25 protein-coding genes and 1 pseudogene are annotated in these 21,897 nt (G+C 74.4%); 12 read left to right on the top strand and 14 right to left on the bottom strand.

Annotated elements, in window-relative coordinates; genetic code table 11:
* Positions 1–302 precede the first annotated feature (302 nt).
* Entirely contained in the window at positions 303–1,271 is a 969-nt protein-coding gene (locus AC6JBM_RS07390) for an ArsR/SmtB family transcription factor (protein ID WP_497982842.1), read from the bottom strand.
* A gap of 63 nt (positions 1,272–1,334) precedes the next feature.
* On the opposite strand from AC6JBM_RS07390, the gene AC6JBM_RS07385 reads away from it, so the two are divergent.
* Positions 1,335–2,762, top strand: coding sequence for an MFS transporter (locus AC6JBM_RS07385; RefSeq protein ID WP_497982841.1), 1,428 nt, complete (start codon positions 1,335–1,337; stop codon positions 2,760–2,762).
* Between the two features lie 243 nt (positions 2,763–3,005).
* Here the strand turns inward: AC6JBM_RS07385 and AC6JBM_RS07380 are convergent, their stop codons facing one another.
* Complete coding sequence (locus tag AC6JBM_RS07380; RefSeq protein WP_497982840.1) at positions 3,006–3,992, bottom strand: ketopantoate reductase family protein; 987 nt, start codon at positions 3,990–3,992, stop codon at positions 3,006–3,008.
* Positions 3,993–4,016: 24 nt separating this feature from the next.
* Between AC6JBM_RS07380 and AC6JBM_RS07375 the strand changes: the two genes are divergently transcribed.
* Positions 4,017–4,538, top strand: coding sequence for an AAA family ATPase (locus AC6JBM_RS07375; RefSeq protein WP_497982839.1), 522 nt, complete (start codon positions 4,017–4,019; stop codon positions 4,536–4,538).
* Here the strand turns inward: AC6JBM_RS07375 and AC6JBM_RS07370 are convergent.
* A complete protein-coding gene (locus AC6JBM_RS07370) occupies positions 4,507–5,655 on the bottom strand; it encodes a methyl-accepting chemotaxis protein (protein WP_497982838.1) in 1,149 nt (382 codons plus the stop codon). The genes AC6JBM_RS07375 and AC6JBM_RS07370 overlap by 32 nt on opposite strands.
* Positions 5,656–5,714: 59 nt before the next feature.
* Between AC6JBM_RS07370 and AC6JBM_RS07365 the strand changes: the two genes are divergently transcribed.
* Positions 5,715–6,326 carry a GNAT family N-acetyltransferase gene (locus AC6JBM_RS07365; RefSeq protein WP_497982837.1) on the top strand — a complete coding sequence of 204 codons (612 nt, stop codon included), beginning with the start codon at positions 5,715–5,717 and terminating at the stop codon, positions 6,324–6,326.
* Here AC6JBM_RS07365 and AC6JBM_RS07360 read toward each other — a convergent pair.
* The 4 genes from AC6JBM_RS07360 to AC6JBM_RS07345 are packed head-to-tail and all read right to left on the bottom strand — an operon-like array spanning position 6,316 to position 9,311.
* Positions 6,316–7,998 (bottom strand): AMP-binding protein, encoded by a 1,683-nt coding sequence (locus tag AC6JBM_RS07360; protein ID WP_497982836.1) that lies wholly within the window; start codon positions 7,996–7,998, stop codon positions 6,316–6,318. The two genes, AC6JBM_RS07365 and AC6JBM_RS07360, sit on opposite strands and share 11 nt — an antisense overlap.
* A 27-nt stretch (positions 7,999–8,025) precedes the next feature.
* Complete coding sequence (locus tag AC6JBM_RS07355; RefSeq protein ID WP_497982835.1) at positions 8,026–8,652, bottom strand: hypothetical protein; 627 nt, start codon at positions 8,650–8,652, stop codon at positions 8,026–8,028.
* Positions 8,653–8,695: 43 nt separating this feature from the next.
* The gene (locus AC6JBM_RS07350; protein WP_497982834.1) at positions 8,696–9,028 is read right to left on the bottom strand and encodes a hypothetical protein; all 333 of its coding nucleotides are present in this window, start codon (positions 9,026–9,028) and stop codon (positions 8,696–8,698) included.
* Between the two features lies 1 nt (position 9,029).
* Positions 9,030–9,311: a hypothetical protein gene (locus AC6JBM_RS07345; protein ID WP_497982833.1), complete on the bottom strand. Its 282-nt coding sequence runs from the start codon at positions 9,309–9,311 to the stop codon at positions 9,030–9,032.
* 184 nt (positions 9,312–9,495) lie between these two features.
* Between AC6JBM_RS07345 and AC6JBM_RS07340 the strand changes: the two genes are divergently transcribed.
* Both AC6JBM_RS07340 and AC6JBM_RS07335 read left to right on the top strand, forming a co-directional pair.
* Positions 9,496–10,056, top strand: coding sequence for a helix-turn-helix domain-containing protein (locus AC6JBM_RS07340; RefSeq protein ID WP_497982832.1), 561 nt, complete (start codon positions 9,496–9,498; stop codon positions 10,054–10,056).
* Between the two features lie 11 nt (positions 10,057–10,067).
* Positions 10,068–10,586 (top strand): GNAT family N-acetyltransferase, encoded by a 519-nt coding sequence (locus AC6JBM_RS07335; protein WP_497982831.1) that lies wholly within the window; start codon positions 10,068–10,070, stop codon positions 10,584–10,586.
* On the opposite strand, the gene AC6JBM_RS07330 is transcribed toward AC6JBM_RS07335, so the two are convergent.
* The 4 genes from AC6JBM_RS07330 to AC6JBM_RS07315 all read right to left on the bottom strand — a co-directional run bounded on the left by AC6JBM_RS07330 (position 10,570) and on the right by AC6JBM_RS07315 (position 14,170).
* Positions 10,570–11,127 (bottom strand): hypothetical protein, encoded by a 558-nt coding sequence (locus AC6JBM_RS07330; RefSeq protein ID WP_497982830.1) that lies wholly within the window; start codon positions 11,125–11,127, stop codon positions 10,570–10,572. The two genes, AC6JBM_RS07335 and AC6JBM_RS07330, sit on opposite strands and share 17 nt — an antisense overlap.
* An 82-nt stretch (positions 11,128–11,209) precedes the next feature.
* A complete protein-coding gene (locus AC6JBM_RS07325) occupies positions 11,210–12,130 on the bottom strand; it encodes a serine hydrolase domain-containing protein (RefSeq protein ID WP_497982829.1) in 921 nt (306 codons plus the stop codon).
* A 1-nt stretch (position 12,131) separates the two neighbouring features.
* Positions 12,132–13,040 carry a hypothetical protein gene (locus AC6JBM_RS07320; RefSeq protein WP_497986431.1) on the bottom strand — a complete coding sequence of 303 codons (909 nt, stop codon included), beginning with the start codon at positions 13,038–13,040 and terminating at the stop codon, positions 12,132–12,134.
* Positions 12,992–14,170 (bottom strand): FAD-dependent monooxygenase, encoded by a 1,179-nt coding sequence (locus AC6JBM_RS07315; protein ID WP_497982828.1) that lies wholly within the window; start codon positions 14,168–14,170, stop codon positions 12,992–12,994. Before AC6JBM_RS07315 ends, AC6JBM_RS07320 begins: the two co-directional genes overlap by 49 nt.
* A 226-nt stretch (positions 14,171–14,396) precedes the next feature.
* On the opposite strand from AC6JBM_RS07315, the pseudogene AC6JBM_RS07310 reads away from it, so the two are divergent.
* The 4 genes and pseudogenes from AC6JBM_RS07310 to AC6JBM_RS07295 all read left to right on the top strand — a co-directional run.
* Positions 14,397–15,521, top strand: a pseudogene (locus AC6JBM_RS07310) (lytic polysaccharide monooxygenase auxiliary activity family 9 protein); the annotation flags it as partial.
* Complete coding sequence (locus AC6JBM_RS07305; protein ID WP_497986430.1) at positions 15,504–16,301, top strand: hypothetical protein; 798 nt, start codon at positions 15,504–15,506, stop codon at positions 16,299–16,301. The pseudogene AC6JBM_RS07310 and the gene AC6JBM_RS07305, both read left to right, overlap by 18 nt.
* A 206-nt stretch (positions 16,302–16,507) precedes the next feature.
* Positions 16,508–17,011: an FBP domain-containing protein gene (locus AC6JBM_RS07300; RefSeq protein WP_497982827.1), complete on the top strand. Its 504-nt coding sequence runs from the start codon at positions 16,508–16,510 to the stop codon at positions 17,009–17,011.
* Positions 17,012–17,118: 107 nt separating this feature from the next.
* Entirely contained in the window at positions 17,119–17,496 is a 378-nt protein-coding gene (locus tag AC6JBM_RS07295; protein WP_497982826.1) for a hypothetical protein, read from the top strand.
* Positions 17,497–17,517: 21 nt separating this feature from the next.
* On the opposite strand, the gene AC6JBM_RS07290 is transcribed toward AC6JBM_RS07295, so the two are convergent.
* The 3 genes from AC6JBM_RS07290 to AC6JBM_RS07280 form a co-directional block, all read right to left on the bottom strand.
* Positions 17,518–18,486: a helix-turn-helix transcriptional regulator gene (locus AC6JBM_RS07290; RefSeq protein WP_497982825.1), complete on the bottom strand. Its 969-nt coding sequence runs from the start codon at positions 18,484–18,486 to the stop codon at positions 17,518–17,520.
* A gap of 3 nt (positions 18,487–18,489) precedes the next feature.
* Complete coding sequence (locus AC6JBM_RS07285) at positions 18,490–19,380, bottom strand: SDR family oxidoreductase (protein WP_497982824.1); 891 nt, start codon at positions 19,378–19,380, stop codon at positions 18,490–18,492.
* Between the two features lie 67 nt (positions 19,381–19,447).
* Positions 19,448–19,996, bottom strand: a complete 549-nt coding sequence (locus AC6JBM_RS07280; protein ID WP_497982823.1) for a YciI family protein — start codon at positions 19,994–19,996, stop codon at positions 19,448–19,450.
* Between the two features lie 26 nt (positions 19,997–20,022).
* Here AC6JBM_RS07280 and AC6JBM_RS07275 point away from each other — a divergent pair, with 26 nt between their 5' ends.
* From AC6JBM_RS07275 to AC6JBM_RS07265, 3 genes are all read left to right on the top strand, one after another.
* Complete coding sequence (locus AC6JBM_RS07275; protein WP_497982822.1) at positions 20,023–20,361, top strand: hypothetical protein; 339 nt, start codon at positions 20,023–20,025, stop codon at positions 20,359–20,361.
* A 65-nt stretch (positions 20,362–20,426) separates the two neighbouring features.
* On the top strand, positions 20,427–20,639 hold the full coding sequence (locus AC6JBM_RS07270) for a hypothetical protein (RefSeq protein ID WP_350610968.1): 213 nt from the start codon (positions 20,427–20,429) through the stop codon (positions 20,637–20,639).
* Between the two features lie 28 nt (positions 20,640–20,667).
* Positions 20,668–21,771, top strand: coding sequence for a thiolase family protein (locus AC6JBM_RS07265; protein WP_497982821.1), 1,104 nt, complete (start codon positions 20,668–20,670; stop codon positions 21,769–21,771).
* Positions 21,772–21,897: the final 126 nt, after the last annotated feature.

The following is a 21,897-nucleotide window of genomic DNA, read 5'->3' as shown; positions in this document are numbered from 1 at the left end:
TCGCTCGCTGGCCCCCTGCCGGTCCCGGCCCCCGCCCATTCCGCTCGGCCAGCCCCCGCGTCCGTTCCCCGGCCCGTTCGCTCGCGTTTCTTCCGCCACTCGCCCGGCCGTTCGTTCCCCGCCGTTCGTTCGCCCCGCATCCACCGGCCCGTTCGTTTGTTGGCTCGCCTGCACGCCTCGCGGACCGTTCGCCGCGCTCATCCGCTGTTGCGCGTTCGCTCACTGCACGCCGCGCTCACGCTTCGAGCACGTTCGCGCACTGACCGCCGCGCGCTTGCACGCCGCCGCGCGCGTTCGCGGGCCTATTCGCCGTGGCCGGTGCAGAGGGCGTCGCCGAGCTCGGTCCGGTAGTAGAGCACCGAGCGGCCGGCCCGGCGCCGCGCGGTCAGGGCCGCGTCGCGCAGGACCCGCAGGTGGCCGCCGACCGAGCCCAGGGGGAGGCCGGTCAGCGCCACGAGCTGCGTCGTGCTCTTCGGTGCGGCCAGGAGTGTCAGAATGCGCGCGCGGGCGGGGCCGATGAGGCGGGCGAGGGCATCGGGCGGTACGACGTCCGGGTCTTGAGCGAGCCAGCCCGTGCACGGATAGATGACCGCGTGCACGTCGCCCGGCTCCTCCCAGCTCACCCAGCCCCGATAGGCCGTGGTCGGGACGAACAGGAGGCGGCTGCCGCTGACGTCGCGGGGCGGGTAGTCGTAGGTGTTGATCTGCAGCCGGCCGTCGCCGAGCCAGCGCATCCCGGGGCGCATGCCGTCGAGGACCGCCGCCCAGCCGCCCGAGGTCAGCCGGTCGGTGCGCGCGACGATGTCGGCCTCGAGAACGCGGCGGCGACGGGGCCAGCCGGGCCGTACCATGTGCCGCCACACCCAATCGAGCAGTTCCACTGCGCGTTCGACCAGCCCCGGTTCGAGCAGGACCGGGGCAAGCGGCCGGTCCAGGGTCTCGAGGATGTCGCGGCGGGCCTGCTCGTCGGTGGTCACGGCGACGCGGGCAAGCTCGTCGTCGAACCCGGGCGCGTCGGCCCGCGGCGGCTTGACCAGGAAGTCGGCGAGCCAGCCGGGTCGGATCGCGTCGCGCAGGAACGGCAGCGCGAAGTCGTCGCCGGTCCAGCGCGCCCGGAACGCGGGCATCGCCTCGGCGAGCCACTCACGCTGGGCGGGCGAGACGCGGTGCAGCCCGTTCAGCGCGACGAGCGCACCGACGGTCTCGGCCATGGGCGACACGACGAACCGGCTGCTCGCCAGCACGTCCGCATCGATCCGCCAGAGCCCCATGTTCGTTTCGCCCCCAAACGAAACTCTACGACCGCACGTTCGCGCACCCGCAGACTGCCCATCATGCGCACGTACCGCGAGCTGTTCGCCGCAGCCGAGTTCCGAGCCCTGTTCGCCACCGTCTCCGCGCAGGTAGCGGCCCAGACGGTGAGCGGCATCGCCCTGGCGACGCTCGTGTACGGCCGGACCGGCTCGCCCCTGCTGTCCGCACTGAGCATGTTCGGCAGTTCGTTCGCTCAAGTCGTCGGCGCGGCGACGCTACTGTCCGCGACCGACCGGCTCCCGCCCCGCGCGGCGCTGACCGGCCTGGCCGCGTTCACCGCGCTCACCACCGCCGCGCTCGCGCTGCCCGGCCTGCCCATCGGCGCGGTACTGGCCGTGGTGCTGGTCCAGGGCCTGGCCGCCTCGATCGGCGGCGGGGTCCGCTTCGGGCTGCTTTCCGAGATCGTGCCGCCGCAGGGGTACCTCCTGGGCCGTTCCCTGTTGAACATGTCCGTCGGCGCCATGCAGATCGCCGGGTTCGCGACCGGCGGCCTGCTCCTGGCCGCCGCGACCCCGTCGTCGGTGTTGCTCATCGGCGCGGCCCTGAATTTGCTCGCCGTGATCGTGGCGCGGCTAGGCCTGTCCCCCCGAGCCCCGCGCGCCGCCGGCCGCGCGTCGATCCGGGCCACCTGGCGCGGCAACCGCGAACTGCTGTCCTCGCCCGCGCGCCGCGCCGTCTACATTGGACTGTGGGTGCCCAACGGCCTGATCGTCGGCTGCGAGGCGCTGTTCGTCCCGTACTCCCCGGGCTCCGCCGGCGCCCTGTTCGTGGCCGCGGCCCTGGGCATGCTCGCGGGCGACGTGCTGGCGGGACGGCTCCTGCCCGCCCGCCTCCGCCGCCCGCTGACGACGCCGGTGCAGCTGCTGCTGGCCGCGCCGTACCTGCTTTTCGCCGCGACTCCCCCACTGTGGGCGGCGATCACCGTGGCGGCGGTGGCGTCGATCGGGTACTGCGGCAGCCTCCTGCTCCAGGACCGCCTGGTCGAACTGACCCCGCCGGAGCTGCGCGGGCACTCCCTGGGCCTGCACAGCTCGGGCATGTTCACGATGCAGGCGGTGGGCGCGACCCTGGCCGGCGCGGTGGCGCAGTTGATGCCGCCGGGCCGGGCGATGGCGGCGATGGCCGTGGCCTCGATCGTGGTGTCGCTACTCCTGGCGCGGGCATTCCGCCGTCCGGACGCCGCGGCCGCCCCCGACAGCAACCCACACGCGCACGCCCCCACCGCCAACACGCACGCACATGCACACCCAAACACGCACGCACACGCCGCCAACGCCAACGAGCACGCACACGCCACCACGCAGGCACACGCCACCAACGCCAACGCGCACGCACACGCACACGCCAGCACGCAGGCACACGCCGGCGACGCCAACGCGCGCTTGGGCGACGCAACCGCAACCGTCGGCGAGCAGACGCCGCCGGCGCCGAAGCGAGCGCCCGCGTGACCGGCGAACGAAACGAGATCAACCGCCCCGACGCCGCTGCAGACCCGTAGACCCGCTGCAGACCCGCGACAGCCGAGCAGATCCCAAGAGCCACAGCAGAGCAGATCCCGGAAGCGCTGCGGCCGAGAACTACACGACGAGGCTAGGTCGGTTGGCCGTTCCGTCTATCAAAACCGTACCACGGCCGATCTAATCGATCATCGATCGAACCACACGAAGTAGGCATCGAACAACTCATCGTAGTCAACGGCTCAGCTCCGCCACCACCCTAGCCGTGGCCGGGGTCGGGATGCCTGCCGCCTTGCCCGCGCGCAGTACCGCGCCGCCGATCGCGTCCAGCTCCAAGGGCCGGCCCGCCTCCGCGTCGCGCAGCATTGAGGACTTCATCGGGGCCGGGATCTGGTCGATCACGTCGAGCGTCTGGGCCGCGTCCGTCCGCGTGCCGTTCGCCCGGGCCACCGCCGCCACCTCCGACACGATGTCCACCAGATCGTCGCGGCGCATCTCCCGCGCGGGGCCGACGCTCGAGCGGGTCACCGTCGTGATCAGGGCCAGCGGCGCCAGCAGGGACATCTTGTCCCACAGCAGGGCGGACTCCGACTCACGGACGGTCACGTCCAAGCCGGCCGAAGCGAGCACGGCGGCGATCTCCGCAGAGCCGGAGCGAGGGTCAGAGCCGGGGTCGGAGCCGGACGCAGAGCCGGAGAGAGAGCCGGGGCCAGCGAGAGAGCCGGGACCGGAGAGAGAGCCGGGACCGGAGAGAGAGCCGGGACCGGAGAGAGAGCCGGGACCGGCCAGCTCCACCCGGCAGGAGTCGCTGGTATGGGAGATCCGCCCGGGCGCCACCCGAGTGCTCTCCACCCGGATCGAGCCGGCCACCACCCGCGCCGACGGGTAGCGCGACCGCAGCAGCCCCACATGGTCCACGCCGTTGAGCAGTGGCAGAATGAGGTCCGCGCCGCGCGCCGGGACACGCCCCAGCGCGTCGCCCAGCGTCGTCGCCTTCGTCGCGACCACCACCAGGGCAGCCGGAGCAGCCAGGGCCGTCACGGCCCGCGCCGGCACGGTGAAATCCCCGTACCGCACGCTCTGCACCGCGATGCCGTGCGCGTTCAGCGCCGCCGCGGTCTCGGGCCGGGCCACGTAGACCACGTCCTCGCCGGCCCGCGCCAGCAGCGCACCCACCAGCCCTCCGACCCCGCCGGGGCCGACGATCGCCACCGAAACCATGCCCACCAACCTATAGGAGCCGCCATGACCCGCAGGTTCGTGCTCACCGGGGCCCCGGGAGCCGGCAAGACCACCATCGCCCTCGCGCTGCGCGAGCTCGGGTACACCGTCGTCGACGAGGCCGCCACGGACGTCATCGCCGAGACGCCCGAGATCGAGCGGGACGGGCCGGCGTTTCTCGCGCGGATTCTGCACGTTCAGCGGCAGCGGCACGAGGCCGCTACGGGGGCGCTGCAGATCTTCGACCGGTCGCCGGTCTGCACGCTCGCGCTCGCCGAATACCTCGGGGCACGGCCGAGCCGGGAGCTGACGAGCGCGGCCGAGCAGGACGGGGTGTACGAGCGGACGGTCTTCTTCGTGCGGCTCATGGGCTTCATCGTGCCGACGGCCGCGCGGCGCATCGGCCTGGAGGACTCGCGCCGCTTCGAGCGGATCCACGAGGTCGTCTACCGGCGGCTCGGGTACACCCTCGTGGACATCCCGCCCGCGCCGCTGCCGGAGCGGGTCGCGGCGGTCATAGCCGGAATCGGCCGACCAGGGCGGTGAGCGTGGCCGCGTTCGCGTTCAGGCGCGACGCCGCCGCCCGGGACGTCTCCACCGCCCGCTGCGCCGTCGCCACGCTGCTGTTCACGCCGTCGATGTCGGCCGCGATCGCCCCGGACGCGGTGGCGGCCCGCTGCACGTTGCGCTGCATCTCGTCGGTCGTGGCCGTCTGTTCCTCCACGGCGCCGGCGATGGCGCGCTGGTACTCACTCACCCGGTCGATCGCCTCCGTGATCGCGTCGATCGCCGCGACCGCGCCCTCGGTGTCGGCCCGGATCGCGGCCACGCGCGAGGTCACGTCGTCGGTCGCGCGGGCGGTCTGCTGCGCCAGCTCCTTCACCTCGCCCGCGACCACCGCGAAGCCCTTGCCGGACTCCCCCGCCCGGGCGGCCTCGATGGTGGCGTTGAGCGCGAGCAGGTTCGTCTGCTCCGCGATGCCGGAGATGACCTTGACGACGTCGACGATCTGGACGCTGGAGTCGCCGAGCTGGCCCATGACCGTGGTCGCGCGCCGGGCGAGCTGGACGCTGTCCTGGGCGACGCGGGCCGCCTCGTCGGCGTTGCGCGAGATGGCGCTGATGGAGGCGGCCATCTCGGCGGAGCCGGTGGCGACGGTGTGCACGTTGCCGGTGACGTCGCGGGCCGACTCGGCGACTGAGCCGGCCTGGCGGGCGGCCCCGGCCGCGGCCCCGCCGACCATGCCGCGGATGTCGTCGACGACCGGGGTGGGCGTGTTCAGGTCGCGGTTCTGGCCGAGCCAGGTGCCGCCGACGGTGACGCGGGGCAGCGTCACGGTGCCCGCCGCCTGGGTGAGCTGGTTGGTCGCGGTCCAGGCGGCGGTCTGCGGGGCGAGGCGCATCCCGCCGAGCCGCCCGAGCTCCGCGATCGCCGCCTGCTGGGCCCGGTCGACGCTGTCCTGCACCCCGTCGCCGACCGCGGTCGCGAGCCGGGTGACGCCCTCGGAGACGTGGTCGAGGTCGTCGCGGGACAGCGCCGAGACGCTGGTGCGGGCGTCGTCACCGAACCGGCCGCTCTCCACCGCGCCGACGCCGAAGAGCACGAGCGCGGTGACGACCGTGCCGCCGATGCCGAGCGCCAGCAGCCGATGCCGCGGTTGCATATCGGTCCGATCGGCACCGCGGGACGGGACCTGAGCCGGACACGAGCTATGTTTCGGGCATGCTGCGGCCCGCCGAGACCTTCCCCCGCACCGTGCTGAGCACCGGACGGCTCCTCGTGCGCCCGTTCACGGCCGCCGATGCGCCCGACGTGCACGAGGCCTGGCAGGACGCGGCGTTCGTGGACAGCGCGCCGGTCGGCTACCCGTATGCGGGGGCGGACCTGGCCACGGCGGTCGCCTGGTGCGCGAGCGGCATCGAGCAGCGGCGGCTGGACGGCAAGGGGGTCGGGTTCGCGCTGGTGCCGCGGGACGGCGGGCGGCTGGCCGGGCACGTGTCGCTGTTCGGCGCCGACTGGGAGGCGCGCACCGCGGAGATCCACTACTGGACGGCGCCGTGGGCGCGCGGCCGGCGCTACGCGGCCGAGGGCGCGGCGGCGGTGGCCCGGTGGGCGCTGGCCGAGTGCGGCCTGCAGCGGGTGCACCTGCAGGCCGACACGGCGAACGCGGCGTCGCGGCGGACGGCCGAGGCCGCGGGTTTCCAGTTCGAGGGTGTCCTGCGCAGCCTGGCGCCGACCCGCCAGGGCACCCGGGCGGACATGGCCGTCTACAGCCTGATCGCCGCGGATCTCGGGCCGGTCCGGGCCGCGCCGCCGGAGGGGGTCACCGGGTGACGTCCCAGAACTCGCCCTCGGCCGGCACCGCCGGGTCCGGGTGCTTGTCGTGCTCCTGCCCGCGCAGCTCCACCCGGCGGATCTTGCCGGAGATGGTCTTCGGGAGCTCCGCGAACTCGAGGCGGCGGATGCGCTGGAACGGCGACAGGTGCGCCCGGCAGTGCTCGAAGATGGCGCGGGCGGTCTCCTCGGTCGGCTCCCATCCGGCGGCGAGCACGACGTAGGCCTTCGGCACGGCGAGGCGCACCGGGTCCGGCGACGGCACGACCGCGGCCTCGACGACGGCGTCGTGCTCGATGAGGACGCTCTCCAGCTCGAACGGGGAGATGCGGTAGTCGGAGGCCTTGAACACGTCGTCGGCGCGGCCCACGTACGTGATGTAGCCGTCGGCGTCGCGGGCGCCGATGTCGCCGGTGTGGTAGTAGCCGCCGGCCATCGCCTCGGCGGTGCGGCCGGGGTCGCCGTGGTAGCCGGTCATCAGCCCGAGCGGGCGGGCGCTCAGGTCGAGGCAGATCTCGCCCTCGGTGCCGGGCTCGCCGGTGGCCGGGTCGATGAGGGCGACGGTGTAGCCGGGGACCGGGCGGCCCATCGAGCCGGGCCGCACCGGCTGGCCGGGCGGGTTCGCGATCTGCACGGTGGTCTCGGTCTGGCCGAAGCCGTCGCGGATCGTCACGCCCCAGGCCTGCCGTACCTGCTCGATGACCTCGGGGTTGAGCGGCTCGCCGGCCCCGACGACGAGCCGCGGCGGGGTCGGCAGCGCGGACAGGTCGGACTGGATGAGCATCCGCCACACGGTCGGCGGGGCGCAGAAGCTCGTCACGCCGCAGCGCTGCATCTGCCGCATCAGGGCGGCGGCGTCGAAGCGCGTGTAGTTGTAGATGAACACGCAGGCCTGGGCGTTCCAGGGCGCGAAGACGTTGCTCCAGGCGTGCTTGGCCCAGCCGGGCGAGGAGATGTTGAGGTGCACGTCGCCGGGTTGCAGGCCGATCCAGTACATCGTGGAGAGGTGCCCGGCCGGGTAGGAGGCGTGGGTGTGCTCGACGAGCTTCGGGCGGGCCGTCGTGCCGGAGGTGAAGTACAGCAGCAGCGTGTCCGAGGCCTGGGTGGGCCCGTCGGGGGTGAACGCGGCGTCGTCGGCGAGCGTGTAGGGCAGCCAGCCGCCGGGCGCGCCGGCGGTGTCGCCGACCGCGATGCGGGTCACCGCCGGGTCGACGCCGTCGAACTTGCCGGCCGCGGCGGCCGCGGCGATGACGTGCTTCGCGCCGCCGCGCAGCACACGGTCGCGCGCGTCGGCCGGGCCGAGCAGCGGGGTGGCGGGGATGATGACCGCGCCGAGCTTCATCGCGGCCAGGATCGTGTCCCACAGCTCGACCTGGTTGCCGAGCATGAGCACGAGCCGGTCGCCGCGGGCCACGCCGGCGGAGCGCAGCCAGTTGGCGAGGCGGTTGGAGCGCTCGGACATCTGGGCCCAGGAGTAGCGCTCCTCCCGGCCGTCCTCCTCGACGATCCACAGCGCGGGCGCGTCGTTGCCGGCGGCCACCGTGTCGAACCAGTCGAGGGCCCAGTTGAACTCGCCGAGCCGCGGCCAGCGGAACCGCTCGACGGCCGTGGCGTAGTCCTCCCGCGTGGCGAGCAGGAGGTCCCGGGCCTCTTTGAACGACGCGTACGACATGCCGTGCAGCCTACGTCCGGCCGCGGCTCAGGGCAGTTCGGCGACCCGTTCGCGGCTGAGCACCTCGACGCGCTCGGCGTCGCCGTACTGCCAGGCGACGATCTCCCCGGTGTCGGGGTCGAGCTCGATCGTGAGGCGGGTCGCCCCGACCGGCACCGAGAACCCCTGGCCGGCGGCGGCCAGGCCCGGCAGCCCGGCGATCGTGCGCAGGGCGGCGGCGCGTTCGGGGCGGTCGAGGTACCGGATCCCGATCATGTCGAGCAGGGACGTCACGATCGCCGTCGGGTCCGCGGTGGGGTCCACCGGCGGCATGGGCAGCTCGCCGGAGGAGTAGTCGACGGTCGAGCCGGGCCCGGGCGGGTCGAGGCGCCGCTCGCTGACGCGGCCGGAGCCGTCCGGGGCGCGCCACCGCTCGCTGTCGATGCGGGCGACGGCGGTGCCGGAGCGCACCCAGCGCACGAGGTGGACGCGGCTGTACCGCCCGGTGCTGCCGTCGGCCGCGGCCGGCCCGGCGGCCGCGGCGAGCAGCAGCACCCGCTCCCGCGCGGACGGCGCCCCGGGCGGGTGCCCGAGCACCGTGTCCGCCGCGGCCGGCAGCACACCCGCCGCCAGGCCGCCCAGCACGACCGCCACCACCGCCCCGAGAGCCCGCACGTGCCACCTCCCGACGGGTTCAACCGCCGGGAGGCCCGTCGCGTTACTTGCCGGACGTCTTCGATCGGGTCTGGGTGCCGCCGGTGCCGCCGGTAGCGCCGGGGCGCTTGGCCTGCTCCGGTTCGCCGCCGTCCATGATCTGCAGGATGCGCGGCGCCAGCGCGGTGGCCAGGGCCGGGGCCAGCGCGTCGGCGAGCGCCCCGGCCATTACCTCGGTGAGCAGCACCCGCTCCAGCAGCGGCGCGCCCCGCGGCAGCTGGGGCATGATCGAGGTGCCGCCGTGGGTCGCCCGGCCGGCCTCGTTGAGGATGTCGCGGATCAGGTCGTCGATCATGCCCTCGACCGGCGCCTGGCCCCCGTTCTCGTCGCCGGCCATCTCAGTGGCGCGCCAGCAGGGCCGCGAGCAGGAGCGGGTGCATCCCTTCGCTCTGCTCGCCGCGGCGGTGCATGAGCATCGCCATGAGCAGCGGCTGCTCGATGCCGGTGTGCCGGGCGCCGCGGCGGCGGCGGGTGAGCGCGGCGAGCATCAGCGGATGCTCGATCATGCTCTCGGACTCCTCGTGACGGGACATGAGCGCGGCGAGCAGCAGCGGGTGCTCGATGCCCTGCCCCGGTTGCTCCATGCTGCTCTCGTGGCGCTCGGCGGTCGCACTGGTCATGGAAGGCTCCCTCGCGTCGGGGTGTGCCCGGCTGCTGCCGGCACGGGTCAACGCTCGCCGGGGCGGGCGTGAGGCGTCGTCACCCGAGCGGCGTGAACGGCCGCCGGCCGGCGTCGCCGCCGGGGTGCGGTCCGTGACGACCACCACAGGCCGCACGTCCCAGATCTGAGATAATGTCCCGGACATGGGAGACGAGCTGGAGGCGCGGCTGGCCGGCCGCCTGGCCGAGCTGCGCGCCGAGCGGGGCTGGTCGCTCGACGACCTCGCCGGGCGGGCCGGGGTGAGCCGCTCGACGCTGTCGCGGCTCGAACGCGGCGAGATCAGCCCGACGGCGGCGCTGCTGGGCCGGCTGTGCACGGCGTACGGCCGGCCGATGTCCCGTCTGCTCGCCGAGGTCGAGCCGGAGCCCCCGCAGCTCGTGCGGGCCGCGGCCCAGCCGGTGTGGCGGGACCGGGCGACCGGCTTCACCCGCCGCTCGGTCTCCCCGCCGCACCCGGGGCTGCGCGGCGAGGTGGTCGAGGCGGTGCTGGAGCCGGGGGCCGACATCACCTACGAGGAGCCGCCGGTCGCGGGCCTCGAGCACCACCTGTGGGTGCTCGACGGCGGCCTCGAGCTCACCGTGGACGGCGCCGCGCACGCCGTCGGGGCCGGGGACTGCCTGCGGTACCGCCTGTGGGGCCCGTCCCGCTTCGTCAACCCGGGGCCGGCCGCGGTCCGCTACGTCCTGCTCATCGTCCTGCCCTGAGGATGGCTGCGATGCCCACGATCACGCGACTGACCCCGCAGGTGTACCCCGGCCACGTCGACGCCCTCGCCGAGGTCCTCGCCGACGCCGTCGCGCACGGCGCCTCGGTCGGCTTCCGCTCCCCGTTCGGCCCCGGCGACGCCGCCACGTGGTGGCGCACCCGCGAGCCGGCCGTGCGGGACGGTTCGCTGCACGTCTGGGTGGCGATGGCCGCGGACGCCGTCGTCGGTACCGTCAGCCTCGCGCTCGAACCCAAGCCGAACGGCCGGCACCGGGCCGAGGTGCTCAAGCTCCTGGTGCACAGCCGGGCACGCGGCCGCGGCGTCGGCCGCGCGCTGCTGGGCACCGCCGAGGCGGCGGCCGCCGGGTCCGGCGCGACGCTGCTGCTGCTCGACACCGCTACCGGGAGCCCCGCCGAGCGGCTCTACGCGTCGGCGGGCTGGACGCGCTACGGCGTCGTCCCCGGCTATGCCACCGACCCGGCCGGGACCTTGGAGGACTGCAGCTTCTTCTTCAAGCGGCTGGGCTGAGCCTCGCCCGGCCGCCGGCCAGCGGCAGCAGGCCGGCGGCCAGCAGCACCGCGGCGGCCGGGATCAGGTCGAGGCTCACCGGGATCAGCAGGAACGCGAACAGCGCCGCGACCGGGCTCCAGGCGGGCAGCCGGTGCGCCCGGACGAGCTGGAACAGCAGGGTCACCAGGCCCAGCACGAAGACCGCGTTGCCGGCGATCGGCAGCGGGCCGGGCAGCGGGGCGGCGTCGGCGAACGACGGCACGAGGTCGCCGGCGATGACCCACAGGAACGCGGCCGTCCCGGCGAGCGCGCCGATGACGGCCAGGTTCGAGGCCAGCCGGTTGCCGAAGTCGCGCGACGGCAGCATCCGGCGGGCCCCGACGGCGAGCGCGCCGAGCAGCACCATCGCGGCGAAGAACATGACGTGGCCGGTGTTCCACATCCAGGCGCCCTTGTCGCGGTGCCCGTCGAGGCCGTCGATGAGCCGCAGCACGCCGTAGCCGAACAGCAGCACCGGCGCCGCGACGGCCCCGGTGCGCACGAGCGGAGAGGAGGTCATGCCACGAGCGTCGTCGCCCGGGCCGACCCGGACATCCGGGCGAAACCCGGACGCGACCCGGAACCGCCACCCCGAGGACGGTTCAGCGCACCTCGGCGGCGGCCCGGGTGAACAGCTCGTCGCACCACCGCGCGAACGGGCGGCGGTCCCCGCGCACCGGGTGGACGCGGTTGCTGAGCACGACCAGGCCGTACCCGCGCGACGGCTCGAACCAGATCCGGTTGCCGACGAATCCGGAGGCGCCGAAGCCGTCCGCCCCGGCGCCGGGGCCGCCGATGCCCCGGGCCGGATGCAGCCACCATCCGGCCGCGAACCGCTCCCCCGCCGGGTTCGCGGCCAGGCACGGCGGCGTGGGCCCGAAGGCGGCGCGGGCCGCCGCGGTCACCAGCTCGAGCGTCCCGAACGCGCCCGCGTGGCCGCCGTAGCCGCCCATCGCCGACGCGTTCTCGTCGTGCACCTCCCCGCAGACGAGCCGCCCCCGCCACGGGCACCGCTCGGTGGCGACCGCGGGCTCGACCGGGCCGCCGAGGCGCAGCCCGCCGCCGTCGAGCGGCCGTCCCGTGAGGTCCTCGACGAGGGCGCCGAGGACGATGTACCCGAGGTCGCTGTACACCGGATGCGGCTCGGACGGCTCGGTGGCGAGGGCCGCGCCGACGATCGCGGGCCCGCGCAGGGTCTCGTGGAAGCGCACCGTGGCGGGCAGGCCGGCGCGGTGCGCGAGCAGGTCGTCGATGCTCGCCCGGCCCGCCGGCGTGCCCGCGGCCCGCGGCCACAGCCGCGCGATCGGCCGGTCCCGGGGCAGCCCCAGCGCGAGCACGGCGGGCAGGGTCACGAGCACCTTCGTGAGGCTCGCGAGGTCCCACCAGCACTCGGGCGTGGCCGGGCGCCCGGTGCTCAGGTCGGCGATCCCGTGCACGGTGCGCGCCAGGACGCGGTCGCGGTCGAACACGGCGACCGCGACGGCCGGCATCGGCGCCCGGGCGGCCAGCTCGTCGAGCCACATCTCAGGCGACCGCGGCGTGCAGGGCGCGGGCGGCGCGGATCGCGGAGCGGATCTCCTGCAGGCAGCGGTCCGGGCCCGCGGCTCCGGGCGGCTGCGGGGTGCTCGCGCGGTGCGGGTCGAAGCCGACGGTGTCGATGCCGCAGCGGTACCGCAGCCCGAGGATCCGGATCGCGTCGCAGTGCTGGAACGGCACGTAGATCGGCGAGGTGACGATGAGGATGCGCTCCTCGGCGCGGGGCCGGGCCGCGGCCGCCCAGTGCTCGTAGGTGTCCGCGGTGTTCGCCCGGGGCGCGGCCGGGTCCCGCGGCGGGGCGACGAGCACGGGGACGCCCGTGCCGAAGGCGGCCCGGACTCCGGCGGCGAGCGCGTCCGCCTCCGTCCGGCAGCCCTCGGCGCCGGGAACGACACGCTCCTCGGGGCCGAGCGGCCGCAGGCTGCCCAGGGCCGCGATCGCGCCCACCCGGCGGGTGGCGGCGAGGCGGGCGGCGTGCTCGGTGCGCTGCAGGCAGGCGCGGGCCAGGCCGCCGAGGACGAGCACGTGCGCGTACTCGTCGTGCGGCGGCTCGATACTGTCCATCAGCCCGAGCGCGGCGGCCGCCGTCCCGGCCGCGGCCGCGAGCCGCACCGGCAGGTCGACGCGAATCCGGTCCCGCTCGACGCCGCCGAGGCGGCCGCGGAAGTTCCAGTGGGCGTCGGAGAACGCGTCGAGCCAGGCGAGCAGCTCGCCGGTCTCCGCGGCCGGGACCTCGCCGCCGAACGCGGCGACGAGGTCCCGCATGGCCGGCGAACCCGCCCAGCGGTGCAGCCGGGCGGGCAGCGTGCCGGGGTCGAGCCCCGGCGGGCACTCGGGGAGTCTGCGGTCTACTTCGTCTCCCGCAGGTCCGAGAAGATGTCGTAGCCGTGAATCCAGGCCACGTTGTCCGGCAGCGACTGCAGGCGGGCGTTGCGCTCGTCGGCCGGCGGGCCGTCGGGCAGCTGGAAGCAGGCCGCGTTGCCGCGCGAGCCCATCTGGATCTGGCGGGTGCGGGCCTTGCGCAGCTGCTCGTAGCGCTGCAGCCCCTCGGCGACCGAGAGCCCGTCCGCGGACAGGTAGTGCGCGAGGGCGGCCGCGTCCTCGATGGCCTGGTTGCTGCCCTGCCCGGCGTGCGGCAGCATCGGGTGGGCGGCGTCGCCGAGCAGCGTGACCCGGTCGGTGCTCCACTTGCGCAGCGGCTCGCGGTCGTAGAGCGCCCAGCGGCCCACCTCCTCGACGTTGGACAGCATCGACACGACGGTGTCGTTCCAGCCGTCGAACGCCGCGACCGCCTCGGCCGGCTCGCTCTTGGACGACCACGACTCGAGGGTCCACTCGGGGTCCGGCACGTACGCGACGAAGTTGACGAGCTCGCCACCGCGGACGGGGTAGATCACCAGGTGCCGGCCGGGGCCGAGCATGAAGGTCAGGCCCATCGACTCGGAGCCGGGGACCTTCTGCGCCGGGACGAGCCCCCGGAAGCAGCTCATCGCCGAGAACACGGCCTCGTCGGGCCCGGCGACGTGGTGGCGGACCGCGGAGCGCAGCCCGTCGGCGCCGACGACGACGTCGGCGGAGACCTTGGTGCCGTCGGCGAACTCGATCTCGGCACCGTCCGGCGCCTCGTGCACGGCGGCGGCCCGGCGGCCGAGGTGCGGCGTGCCCTGGTAGGCGTCGAGCAGGACCTGGTGCATGTCGGCGCGGTGGATGCCCAGGAACGGGCCGCCCATGCGCTCGTCGTACCAGTCGCCCATCGGGTGCTCGTAGAAGATCTCGCCCGAGCGCCAGTGGTGGAACTGGATGCGCTGCAGGTTGCTCGCCACGTCCCGGGTCGTCCGGCCGACGCCGAGGTCGTCCAGGACGCGCATGCCGTTGCCGCCGAGGGCGATGCCGGCGCCGATCGCGCTCAGCTCGCCGGCCTGGTCGTACACCTCGACCTCGTGCCCCTTGGCCTGCAGGGCGATCGCGGCGGCGAGCCCGCCGATGCCGGAACCGACGATGGCGACGCGCAGCGGTGACGAACCCATCGAGTACTCCACGTGTACGAGATATCGACAATATGACACGGACAAATGGCCCACGGGGCGACGGAAGCCTATCCATCCGCACGTGCAGGATTCCAGCGTCCGGTGATGAATCTTTCATCGCATTTGCCAGCACTCGCGTGCGAAACCTGTTTCGGAATTGTCAATCCGCTGGTCAGCGGCCTTCAATCCGGTCAATGGACTGCCCTCGATGGGATGGAAGGTGGGCATGAACCGACGAAGAAGGCTCGCGCTGTGGTTTGCCGCGGTCCTGGCCGGAACCGGCTCGGTCGCGGTGTTCGCGGCCCCGGCCTCCGCGCACGGTGCGATGATGCAGCCGGGCAGCCGCCAGTACCTGTGCTGGAAGGACGGCCTGACCGCCACGGGCCAGATCGTGCCGAAGAACCCGGCGTGCGCCGCGGCCGTGGCGCAGATGGGCCCGAACGCGCTCTACAACTGGTTCGCGATGCTGCGCTCCGACGGGGCCGGGCGCACGTCCGGCTTCATCCCGGACGGGAAGCTGTGCAGCGCCGACGCCAAGGTGTACGACTTCTCGGGCTTCGACCTGGTCCGCACCGACTGGCCGCTGACCCACCTGACCGCGGGCGCGTCGATGGAGTTCGACTACAGCAACTGGGCGGCCCACCCGGGCACGTTCTCGCTGTACGTCACCAAGGACGGCTTCGACCCGAGCAAGCAGATCAGCTGGTCGGACCTCGAGTCGACGCCGTTCCTGCAGGTCACCAACCCGCCGCAGGTGGGCTCGCCGGGCACGGCGGACGGGCACTACTACTGGACCGGGAAGCTGCCGACGGCCAAGTCCGGCCGGCACATCATCTACTCGGTCTGGGCCCGCTCGGACAGCCAGGAGACCTTCTACGGCTGCTCCGACGTCACCTTCGACGGCGGCAACGGCCAGGTCACCGGGGTCGGCGACGGCACCGGCGACGGCCCGACGGGCGGCCCCACGTCCAGCGGCCCGACCTCGAAGCCGCCGTCGAACCCGTCGAGCCCGTCGGCGTCGGCGTCGAGCCCCGGCAACGGGGGCGGCGGCAGCGGCGGCTGCACGGCGACGTACACGGTCACCAGCAGCTGGCAGGGCGGCTTCCAGGCCGACGTGAAGGTCACAAACCCGGGCTCCGCGCCGATCTCCTCCTGGAAGGTCGGCTGGAACTACACCGGGGGCCAGACCGTCACGCAGGGCTGGAACGCCACCGTCACCCAGACCGGCACCGCGGTCTCGGCCGCGAGCGTCTCCTGGAACGGGACCATCCCGGCCGGCGGCAGCACGAACTTCGGCCTGCTCGGCAACGGCACCGCGGGCACCGCGCCCGCGCTGTCCTGCGCCGCGAACGGCGGCAGCCCGGCGTCGCCGAGCGCCGGCACCTCGTCGTCGCCCTCGCGCTCGTCGTCGCCCTCGTCCTCGCCCTCGGGCCCGGGCGGCGGCACGGCGTGCACCGGGGCCGCGTTCTGTGACGGGTTCGAGAACCAGAGCGGCACCACCGTCTCCGGCGACTGGACCACGTCGTTCGCCAACTGCCAGGGCTCCGGCACCGCCACCGTCGACACGTCCGTCGCGCACAGCGGCGGCAAGTCGGTGCGCATCAACGGCCAGGCCGGCTACTGCAACCACGTCCTGGTGAAGCCGACCAAGGACCTCAGCGGCCTCGGGTCGGTGTGGTACGGCCGGTTCTACGTGCGCCACACCACCGCCCTGCCGACCCAGCACGTCGCGTTCGCGGCGCTGAAGGACAACGGCGACGGCGGCAAGGACCTGCGCATGGGCGGGCAGAACGGCGCCCTGCAGTGGAACCGCGAGTCGGACGACGCCACCCTGCCGGCGCAGAGCCCGGCCGGCGTGGCCCAGTCCAAGCCGCTGCCCACGAACTCCTGGAACTGCGTGGAGTTCATGGTCGACGGCCGCGGCCTGCTGTCGACGTGGCTCAACGGGACGGCCGTGCCCGGCCTGACCGCGGACGGCACGCCGACGGCGGACATCGACCAGCAGTGGCTGGCGCGCTCGTGGAAGCCGCAGGTGACCGACCTGCGCCTGGGCTGGGAGGCCTACGGCGACGGCGCGGACACCCTCTGGTACGACGACGTGGCGATCGGCGCCTCGCGCATCGGCTGCTGACGTCGCTGGTACCGCGCCCGGCCCGTCGCAACCGCCACTGCGACGGGCCGGGCGCTCGCCCTGGCACGAAAAGTCGGGCGCTGCGCGCCGCGACTTTTCGGATTTATCCCCTGTCAGGCGACAAGTCCGATTCGCCAGGCTCCGCCGGAAGCCTAAGCGCCTTAATGCTTTGCCTAAGAGCATTAGGGAGTCGTACCGTCGAGAGCGTGGAACCGATCACCGAACCCGACCTCCGCGCCGCCTTCGTCAACTGCTCCAAGGGCGAGGCCCAGCGCGCGCACGTGCCGCGCGATCTCGCCGAGCGCCGGTGGGACGACCTCGACTTCCTCGGCTGGCGCGACCCGGGCGCGCCCGACCGCTCGTACCTCGCCGCCGAGCACGGGGGCCGCCTCGTCGCCGTGTCGCTGCGCGTGGCGCAACAGCAGCGGCGGTACCTCGCGCGCGGCATGTGCTCGCTGTGCCTCACCGTGCACCCGGGCAACGGCGTCTCGCTCATGACCGGGCGCCGGACGGGCAAGGCCGGGCGCAACGGCGACTCCGTCGGCGTGTACCTGTGCACGGACCTCGGCTGCTCGCTCTACGTGCGCGGGCTGCGCAAGCCGAGCACCGGCGGGCGGCTGGACGAGACGCTCACCGTCGAGGAACAGGTCGACCGGCTGGGCGGCAAGCTCACGGCCTTCCTCGACCGCCTGACCGACGCGGCCGGGTAGGCCCGGGCACGTGCACCGCGACTGAGCAGATCCACAGGTTTCCTCAGGCTGGTCACATCGAGCGGGCGGAACCTGAGCGTATGGCGATCGGGGAAGCATCGAGAATCGTGCGCTGGTACGCGTACGCGGGCTGCCTGGCGGTCGTGCCCTTCGTCGTGGCCGGGTTCCGGCTGCCCTGGTACGGCACGGCGGTCGTGCTCGGCGCGGCCATGGCGGCGTGGGCGCTGCTGCTCACCCTGGTCCGGCCCACCGCGGCGGCGGTGCCGCTGCCGGCGGTGTGGGCCGCGGCCGGGCTGCTCACGGTGTACGGCACGGGCACGCTCCTGCTGCACGGCACGGTCAGCGCGGGGGCGCTCGCGGCCGGCGGGTACGGGTGGGCGCTGCTCGTCGCGGCACTGTCGCACCAGCGCCGGCTCAGGGCCGCGGCGCACGGGCACGCGACGCGCCCGAACGCGGCCCGCGCAACGCCCCACGCGCGGGTCTGACGCCCGGGAGGAGTGCGGGCGTCAGGCGCCGTACAACGCGACCGTGCGCGCGGCCGCCTCCGCCAGCCGTGCCCGCAGCGACCCCGGCGCCAGGACCTCCGCGTCGGGGCCCAGGGAGAGCAGCTGGGAGTAGGCGACGTCGGCCGACTCGGCCGGCAGCGCCACGACGACCCAGCCCGCCGCGTCGGGCGGCCCGGCACCGTCCAGCGCCGCGCGGTAGGCGACCGCCTCGACGGCGAAGCGCAGCATGCGCAGCCCGTGCGGGCTCAGCCGCACGGTGACCGTCTCCGCCAGTATGCCCCGCTCGAACTCGGCCGCCCGCTGCGCCCAGAACCCCGCCAGGTCGAACCCTTCGTCGCGGTCGAAGGGCGATTCGGTGACCGTCGCCGAGCGGACGCGGTCCACGCGATAGGTGCGCGGGCCGGTTTCGGCGCGGCCCACGAGGTACCAGATCCCGTTCTTGAGGACGAGCCCGAGCGCCGCGACGGTGCGGGTCACCTCGCCCTTGCGCCCGGCGTAGGTGAGCTGCACGCGGCGGTCCTCCCACACGGCGCGGGCCAGCTCGGCCAGCAACGGCGGCGGTGACGCGTCGCGGAACCAGCCGGGCGCGTCGAAGTGGAAGCGCTGCCGCGCGCGGGACGAGGCCTCCCGCAGCGCGTCGGGCAGCGCCGCGGCGACCTTCAGCTGCGCGGCCGCGAGCGCCTCGCCGAGGCCCATGTCGCGCGCCGGGCCGGGCAGCCCGGACAGGAACAGGGCCTCGGCCTCGGCGCGGCTCAGGCCGTTGAGCCGGGTGCGGTACCCGTCCAGCAGCCGGTACCCGCCGGCCCGGCCCTGCTCGGCGTAGACGGGCACGCCCGCGGCCGACAGGGCCAGGATGTCGCGGTAGATCGTGCGCTCGGAGACCTCCAGCTGCGCGGCGAGCTCGGCAGCCGTGCGCGAACCGCCCGACTGCAGCAGCAGCACGAGCGAGATGAGCCGGGAGACGCGCACCGGCTAACGGTAGTCCTCGGGGCGGGTGAAGCCGCCCTGCTCGTACGCCCAGAAGTCCGGCGCGCTGCCGTCCTCGTCCGTGAGGCCGTACTCCTTCGCGAGGCCCGCGCTCGACAGCGACGCGCCGTTGAAGCGCGCCTTGTCCGGGTCGTGGGCCAGGGCGGCGACACCACGCCCGACGTACACCGGCGACTCGGACATCGCGAAGTGCGCGTCCTTGGCGATGCCGTCGCGCCACGTCGCCTCGGTGACGCCGAAGTGCTCGAGCATGAGCTCGGAGCGCAGGAAGCCGGGCGTGACCGACACCGCGGTGCCGCCGACGGACCGCAGCTCCTCGGACAGCGCGAACGCCATCCGGTTCACCGAGGCCTTCGCCAGGTCGTAGAAGAAGGAGACACGGTACCGGCGGTGGTTGTACTCGGCCGTGCCGTCGGTCATCTCCACCACGAGCCCGCCGGGGTTGCGCACGAGCAGCGGCAGCGCCGCGTGGCTGGTGATGATGTGGGTGTCGACGGCCAGGCGCAGCAGCCGCTGCCCGCGCTCGAGGTCGTCCTCCCACAGCTTCTTGTCCCAGGCGAACATGCCCTCGGCGCCCCAGATGTCGTTGACGAGCACGTCGAGGCGCCCGTGCTCGGCGTCGATGCGGTCCACGACCGCGCGGACCTGGGCGGGGTCGAGGTGGTCGGCCTGGATCGCGATGCCGGTGCCGCCCGCGGCGGTGACGAGCTCCGCGGTGTCCTCGATCGTCTCGGGCCGCCCGTACTCGGAGGCCTGCGTCCGCGTGGTGCGGCCGGTGCAGTAGACGGTCGCGCCGAGGGCGCCGAGCTGGACGGCGATCTGGCGCCCGGCGCCGCGGGTGGCCCCGGCGACGAGCGCGATGCGGTTCTGGGTCATGCCCCCAACCTCGCAGGAAAACCTGACAGGGTACGTCCGACTTCCCCGACGGGATCGGCCGAGGACCTCAGTCCTCCGCGGCCGGCCGGCCGCCGAAGCGCCACGGGCGCACGGTGAGCTCGTCGGCCGCGAACCCGGCCAGCGCCGCGGCGGCCGTGGCCGCGTCCGGGGCCTGCACGCAGGCGGCGACCCCGAGGGGCGCGCCGTCGCCGGCCGAGCGCAGGCGGCCGAGCACGATCAGCCCGTCCCCCGCCCGGCCGACCGCGCCGGCGTCGCCGGGGCCGAGGGCGACGACGAGGAACCGCGGGCCGCCGGGGCCGGGGAACGCCCACATGGAGCGGCCGAGCAGGTCCTCGAAGCGGTACACCGCCATCGACGAATACACCCCGGCGCGCCAGTTCGGCTCGAGCTCCCCGAAGGCGCGGGCCGCGTCGTCCGACGGCAGATCGGCGATGTGCAGGCTGCCCGTGGCGGTCTCGCCGTCCGCGGTGAGGGTCGGGCCGCGCGCGTACAGCTGCTGCGCGAATCCGTCCATGTACGCCCAGTGCGCCTCGACCAGCTCGTCCCGCAGCGCGGCGGAGCCGGGCCGGTCGGCGCAGTACACGAAGTAGAACATCGCCCCCAAGGTTAAGCTCGTCGTTGATGAGTGTCATCGACCTCGACGCGGCGCCGGGCCCGCAGGACCCTCGGCCGGCGGCTGCCCGCGTGCCGATCAGCCGGCGCACCCCCGCCGTCCGGCTGCTCGTGATGCTGGCCCTGGCCCTCGCCGCCGGGCTGCCGCAGGGCACGGCGCCGGTGCCGTTCAGCGGGGGCCGCCCGCTGCCGCTGCCGAGCTACTGCACCGGCATCCCGCGCCCCGGCGGCCGGCTGAACATCGTGCGGAACGACACGTACATCCTGCTCGACGCCACCACCGGCACGGTGCTGAGCACCGGCCGCTGCCCGCACGGCACCGGGACCCGCTCGAACACGGGGAACTGAAATTACACCGGCGTAGTTGCCGAGCCGGCCTTTGTGCAGGTCAGGCCGCGAAGTAGCCTCGCTGCGTGAAGGTCATCGGCGCGATGCAGACGCCCGGGGGCGCCTGGCGCGTCGAGGTCGTGCGGCACCCGAGCGGCTCCCGGTGGTACCGCCTCATCCACGGCGAGAACATCGTCGACTTTTTGACCATCGGGCGGGTCGCGGAGCTGCTGGCGCAGGCCGGGGTCGACATGGGCGAGCTCACGGAGGTGGACACCCCGTCCGCGCGAGCCGGCTGAGGTGGCCGCCGGGCGTTACCTTGTGGTGGTGTCCGATCCCCAGCAGCCCGGTTTCCTGACGCGCCTGCGCGCGGGGCTGGCGGGCGAGCGGGACACGGTCTACCTGGAGGCTCTGCGTTCGGCCGGGCGGGTGGCGTACGACGAGCTCCTGGCCGCCGACACGCTGCGCGACCAGCTGCCGAGCCTGTGGAACGCGCCCCCGGCCGCGGCGAGCCAGCTGCTCGCGGCGTGGAACGCGTTCGTGCTGCAGACCCTCGGCGAGACGTTCCTCGACGCCGACTACGCGGCGCGCCCGGGCACCGCCGGCTACGTCCCGCCGGTCACCTACGACCAGGCGGCCGCCTGGCTGCACGCGGTCGGCGACTGGGTGTCGCGGGCCCGGCAGGCGCGGGCCAACCCGGAGTACGACATCGCCATGCACACGGTCCTGCCCGCGCCCCTGCCGGCGTGGGCGGAGGTGCTCACCTGCCCGCCGGAGCACCTCACGGCGCTGCAGGCCGCGGTGACGCCGGTGCGCGAGCACGTCGAGGTGACCCTGCACGCGCTGGTCAAGACCGGGGTGCCGCCGCAGTTCGAGTCCGCCGTCAACCGGCTGCACCAGGACACCGCGGCGGCCTCGGCGGCGGTGGACTACGCGGCCGGGCTGCGCACCGGGCGCCACCACGCCGGGCTGCACGAGCTGATCGAGCAGAACCTCAAGCGCGCCCTGGAGCTGTGGTTCCGGGTCGGCCAGCTCGCGGCGATGCCGTCGCTGCTGGCCGGGCCGCGCTTCGACGTGTGGTGCATGACCGACCGGGCGACGCTGACCCGCTGGAAGCAGGACCCGCACGCCCACCACGCCCTCGTCGAGATGTGGCGCACCGACCCGAACCCGGCCGCGACCCTGGCGATCCAGGCCCAGATCGACACGTGCCTGCAGACGGGCGATCTGTGGTACCACGTGCCGCAGGTCGGCGACACCTGCTACTTCGAGCCGCCGTTCTCGCCGCTCTACGAGGTCCGCCGCCCGGTGCGCATCTACGGCATCGCGATGCGGCCCGGCGCCCAGTTCGCGGTCCGCGGCGGCGCGAACCGGGGCCTGGTCCTGGGCCCCTTCCGCCCCACGCAACGCGTGCGCTACCGCACCCGCTGAAGCTCCGGCACCGGCTGCTCGGCGGCGCGGACCGGGCCTGATCCTGGGCCCCTCCGCCCGACGCAACGCGTGCGCTACCGCGCCCGCTGAAGCTCCGGCACCGGCTGCTCGGCGGCGCGGACCGGG

It is taken from the genome of Dactylosporangium thailandense (assembly GCF_059739745.1).
The sequence above is the reverse complement of the archived record's forward strand: the minus strand, read 5'-3'. Positions and strand labels throughout refer to the sequence as shown.

Excerpts from the sequence above, each read along its gene's own strand:
- AC6JBM_RS07390 (WP_497982842.1), bottom strand. The coding sequence starts at position 1,271 with ATGGGGCTCTGGCGGATCGATGCGGACGTGCTGGCGAGCAGCCGGTTC.
- AC6JBM_RS07385 (WP_497982841.1), top strand. The coding sequence starts at position 1,335 with ATGCGCACGTACCGCGAGCTGTTCGCCGCAGCCGAGTTCCGAGCCCTG.
- AC6JBM_RS07380 (WP_497982840.1), bottom strand. The coding sequence starts at position 3,992 with ATGGTTTCGGTGGCGATCGTCGGCCCCGGCGGGGTCGGAGGGCTGGTG.
- AC6JBM_RS07375 (WP_497982839.1), top strand. The coding sequence starts at position 4,017 with ATGACCCGCAGGTTCGTGCTCACCGGGGCCCCGGGAGCCGGCAAGACC.
- AC6JBM_RS07370 (WP_497982838.1), bottom strand. The coding sequence starts at position 5,655 with ATGCAACCGCGGCATCGGCTGCTGGCGCTCGGCATCGGCGGCACGGTC.
- AC6JBM_RS07365 (WP_497982837.1), top strand. The coding sequence starts at position 5,715 with ATGCTGCGGCCCGCCGAGACCTTCCCCCGCACCGTGCTGAGCACCGGA.
- AC6JBM_RS07360 (WP_497982836.1), bottom strand. The coding sequence starts at position 7,998 with ATGTCGTACGCGTCGTTCAAAGAGGCCCGGGACCTCCTGCTCGCCACG.
- AC6JBM_RS07350 (WP_497982834.1), bottom strand. The coding sequence starts at position 9,028 with ATGGCCGGCGACGAGAACGGGGGCCAGGCGCCGGTCGAGGGCATGATC.
- AC6JBM_RS07345 (WP_497982833.1), bottom strand. The coding sequence starts at position 9,311 with ATGACCAGTGCGACCGCCGAGCGCCACGAGAGCAGCATGGAGCAACCG.
- AC6JBM_RS07340 (WP_497982832.1), top strand. The coding sequence starts at position 9,496 with ATGGGAGACGAGCTGGAGGCGCGGCTGGCCGGCCGCCTGGCCGAGCTG.
- AC6JBM_RS07335 (WP_497982831.1), top strand. The coding sequence starts at position 10,068 with ATGCCCACGATCACGCGACTGACCCCGCAGGTGTACCCCGGCCACGTC.
- AC6JBM_RS07330 (WP_497982830.1), bottom strand. The coding sequence starts at position 11,127 with ATGACCTCCTCTCCGCTCGTGCGCACCGGGGCCGTCGCGGCGCCGGTG.
- AC6JBM_RS07325 (WP_497982829.1), bottom strand. The coding sequence starts at position 12,130 with ATGTGGCTCGACGAGCTGGCCGCCCGGGCGCCGATGCCGGCCGTCGCG.
- AC6JBM_RS07315 (WP_497982828.1), bottom strand. The coding sequence starts at position 14,170 with ATGGGTTCGTCACCGCTGCGCGTCGCCATCGTCGGTTCCGGCATCGGC.
- AC6JBM_RS07285 (WP_497982824.1), bottom strand. The coding sequence starts at position 19,380 with ATGACCCAGAACCGCATCGCGCTCGTCGCCGGGGCCACCCGCGGCGCC.
- AC6JBM_RS07280 (WP_497982823.1), bottom strand. The coding sequence starts at position 19,996 with ATGTTCTACTTCGTGTACTGCGCCGACCGGCCCGGCTCCGCCGCGCTG.
- AC6JBM_RS07275 (WP_497982822.1), top strand. The coding sequence starts at position 20,023 with ATGAGTGTCATCGACCTCGACGCGGCGCCGGGCCCGCAGGACCCTCGG.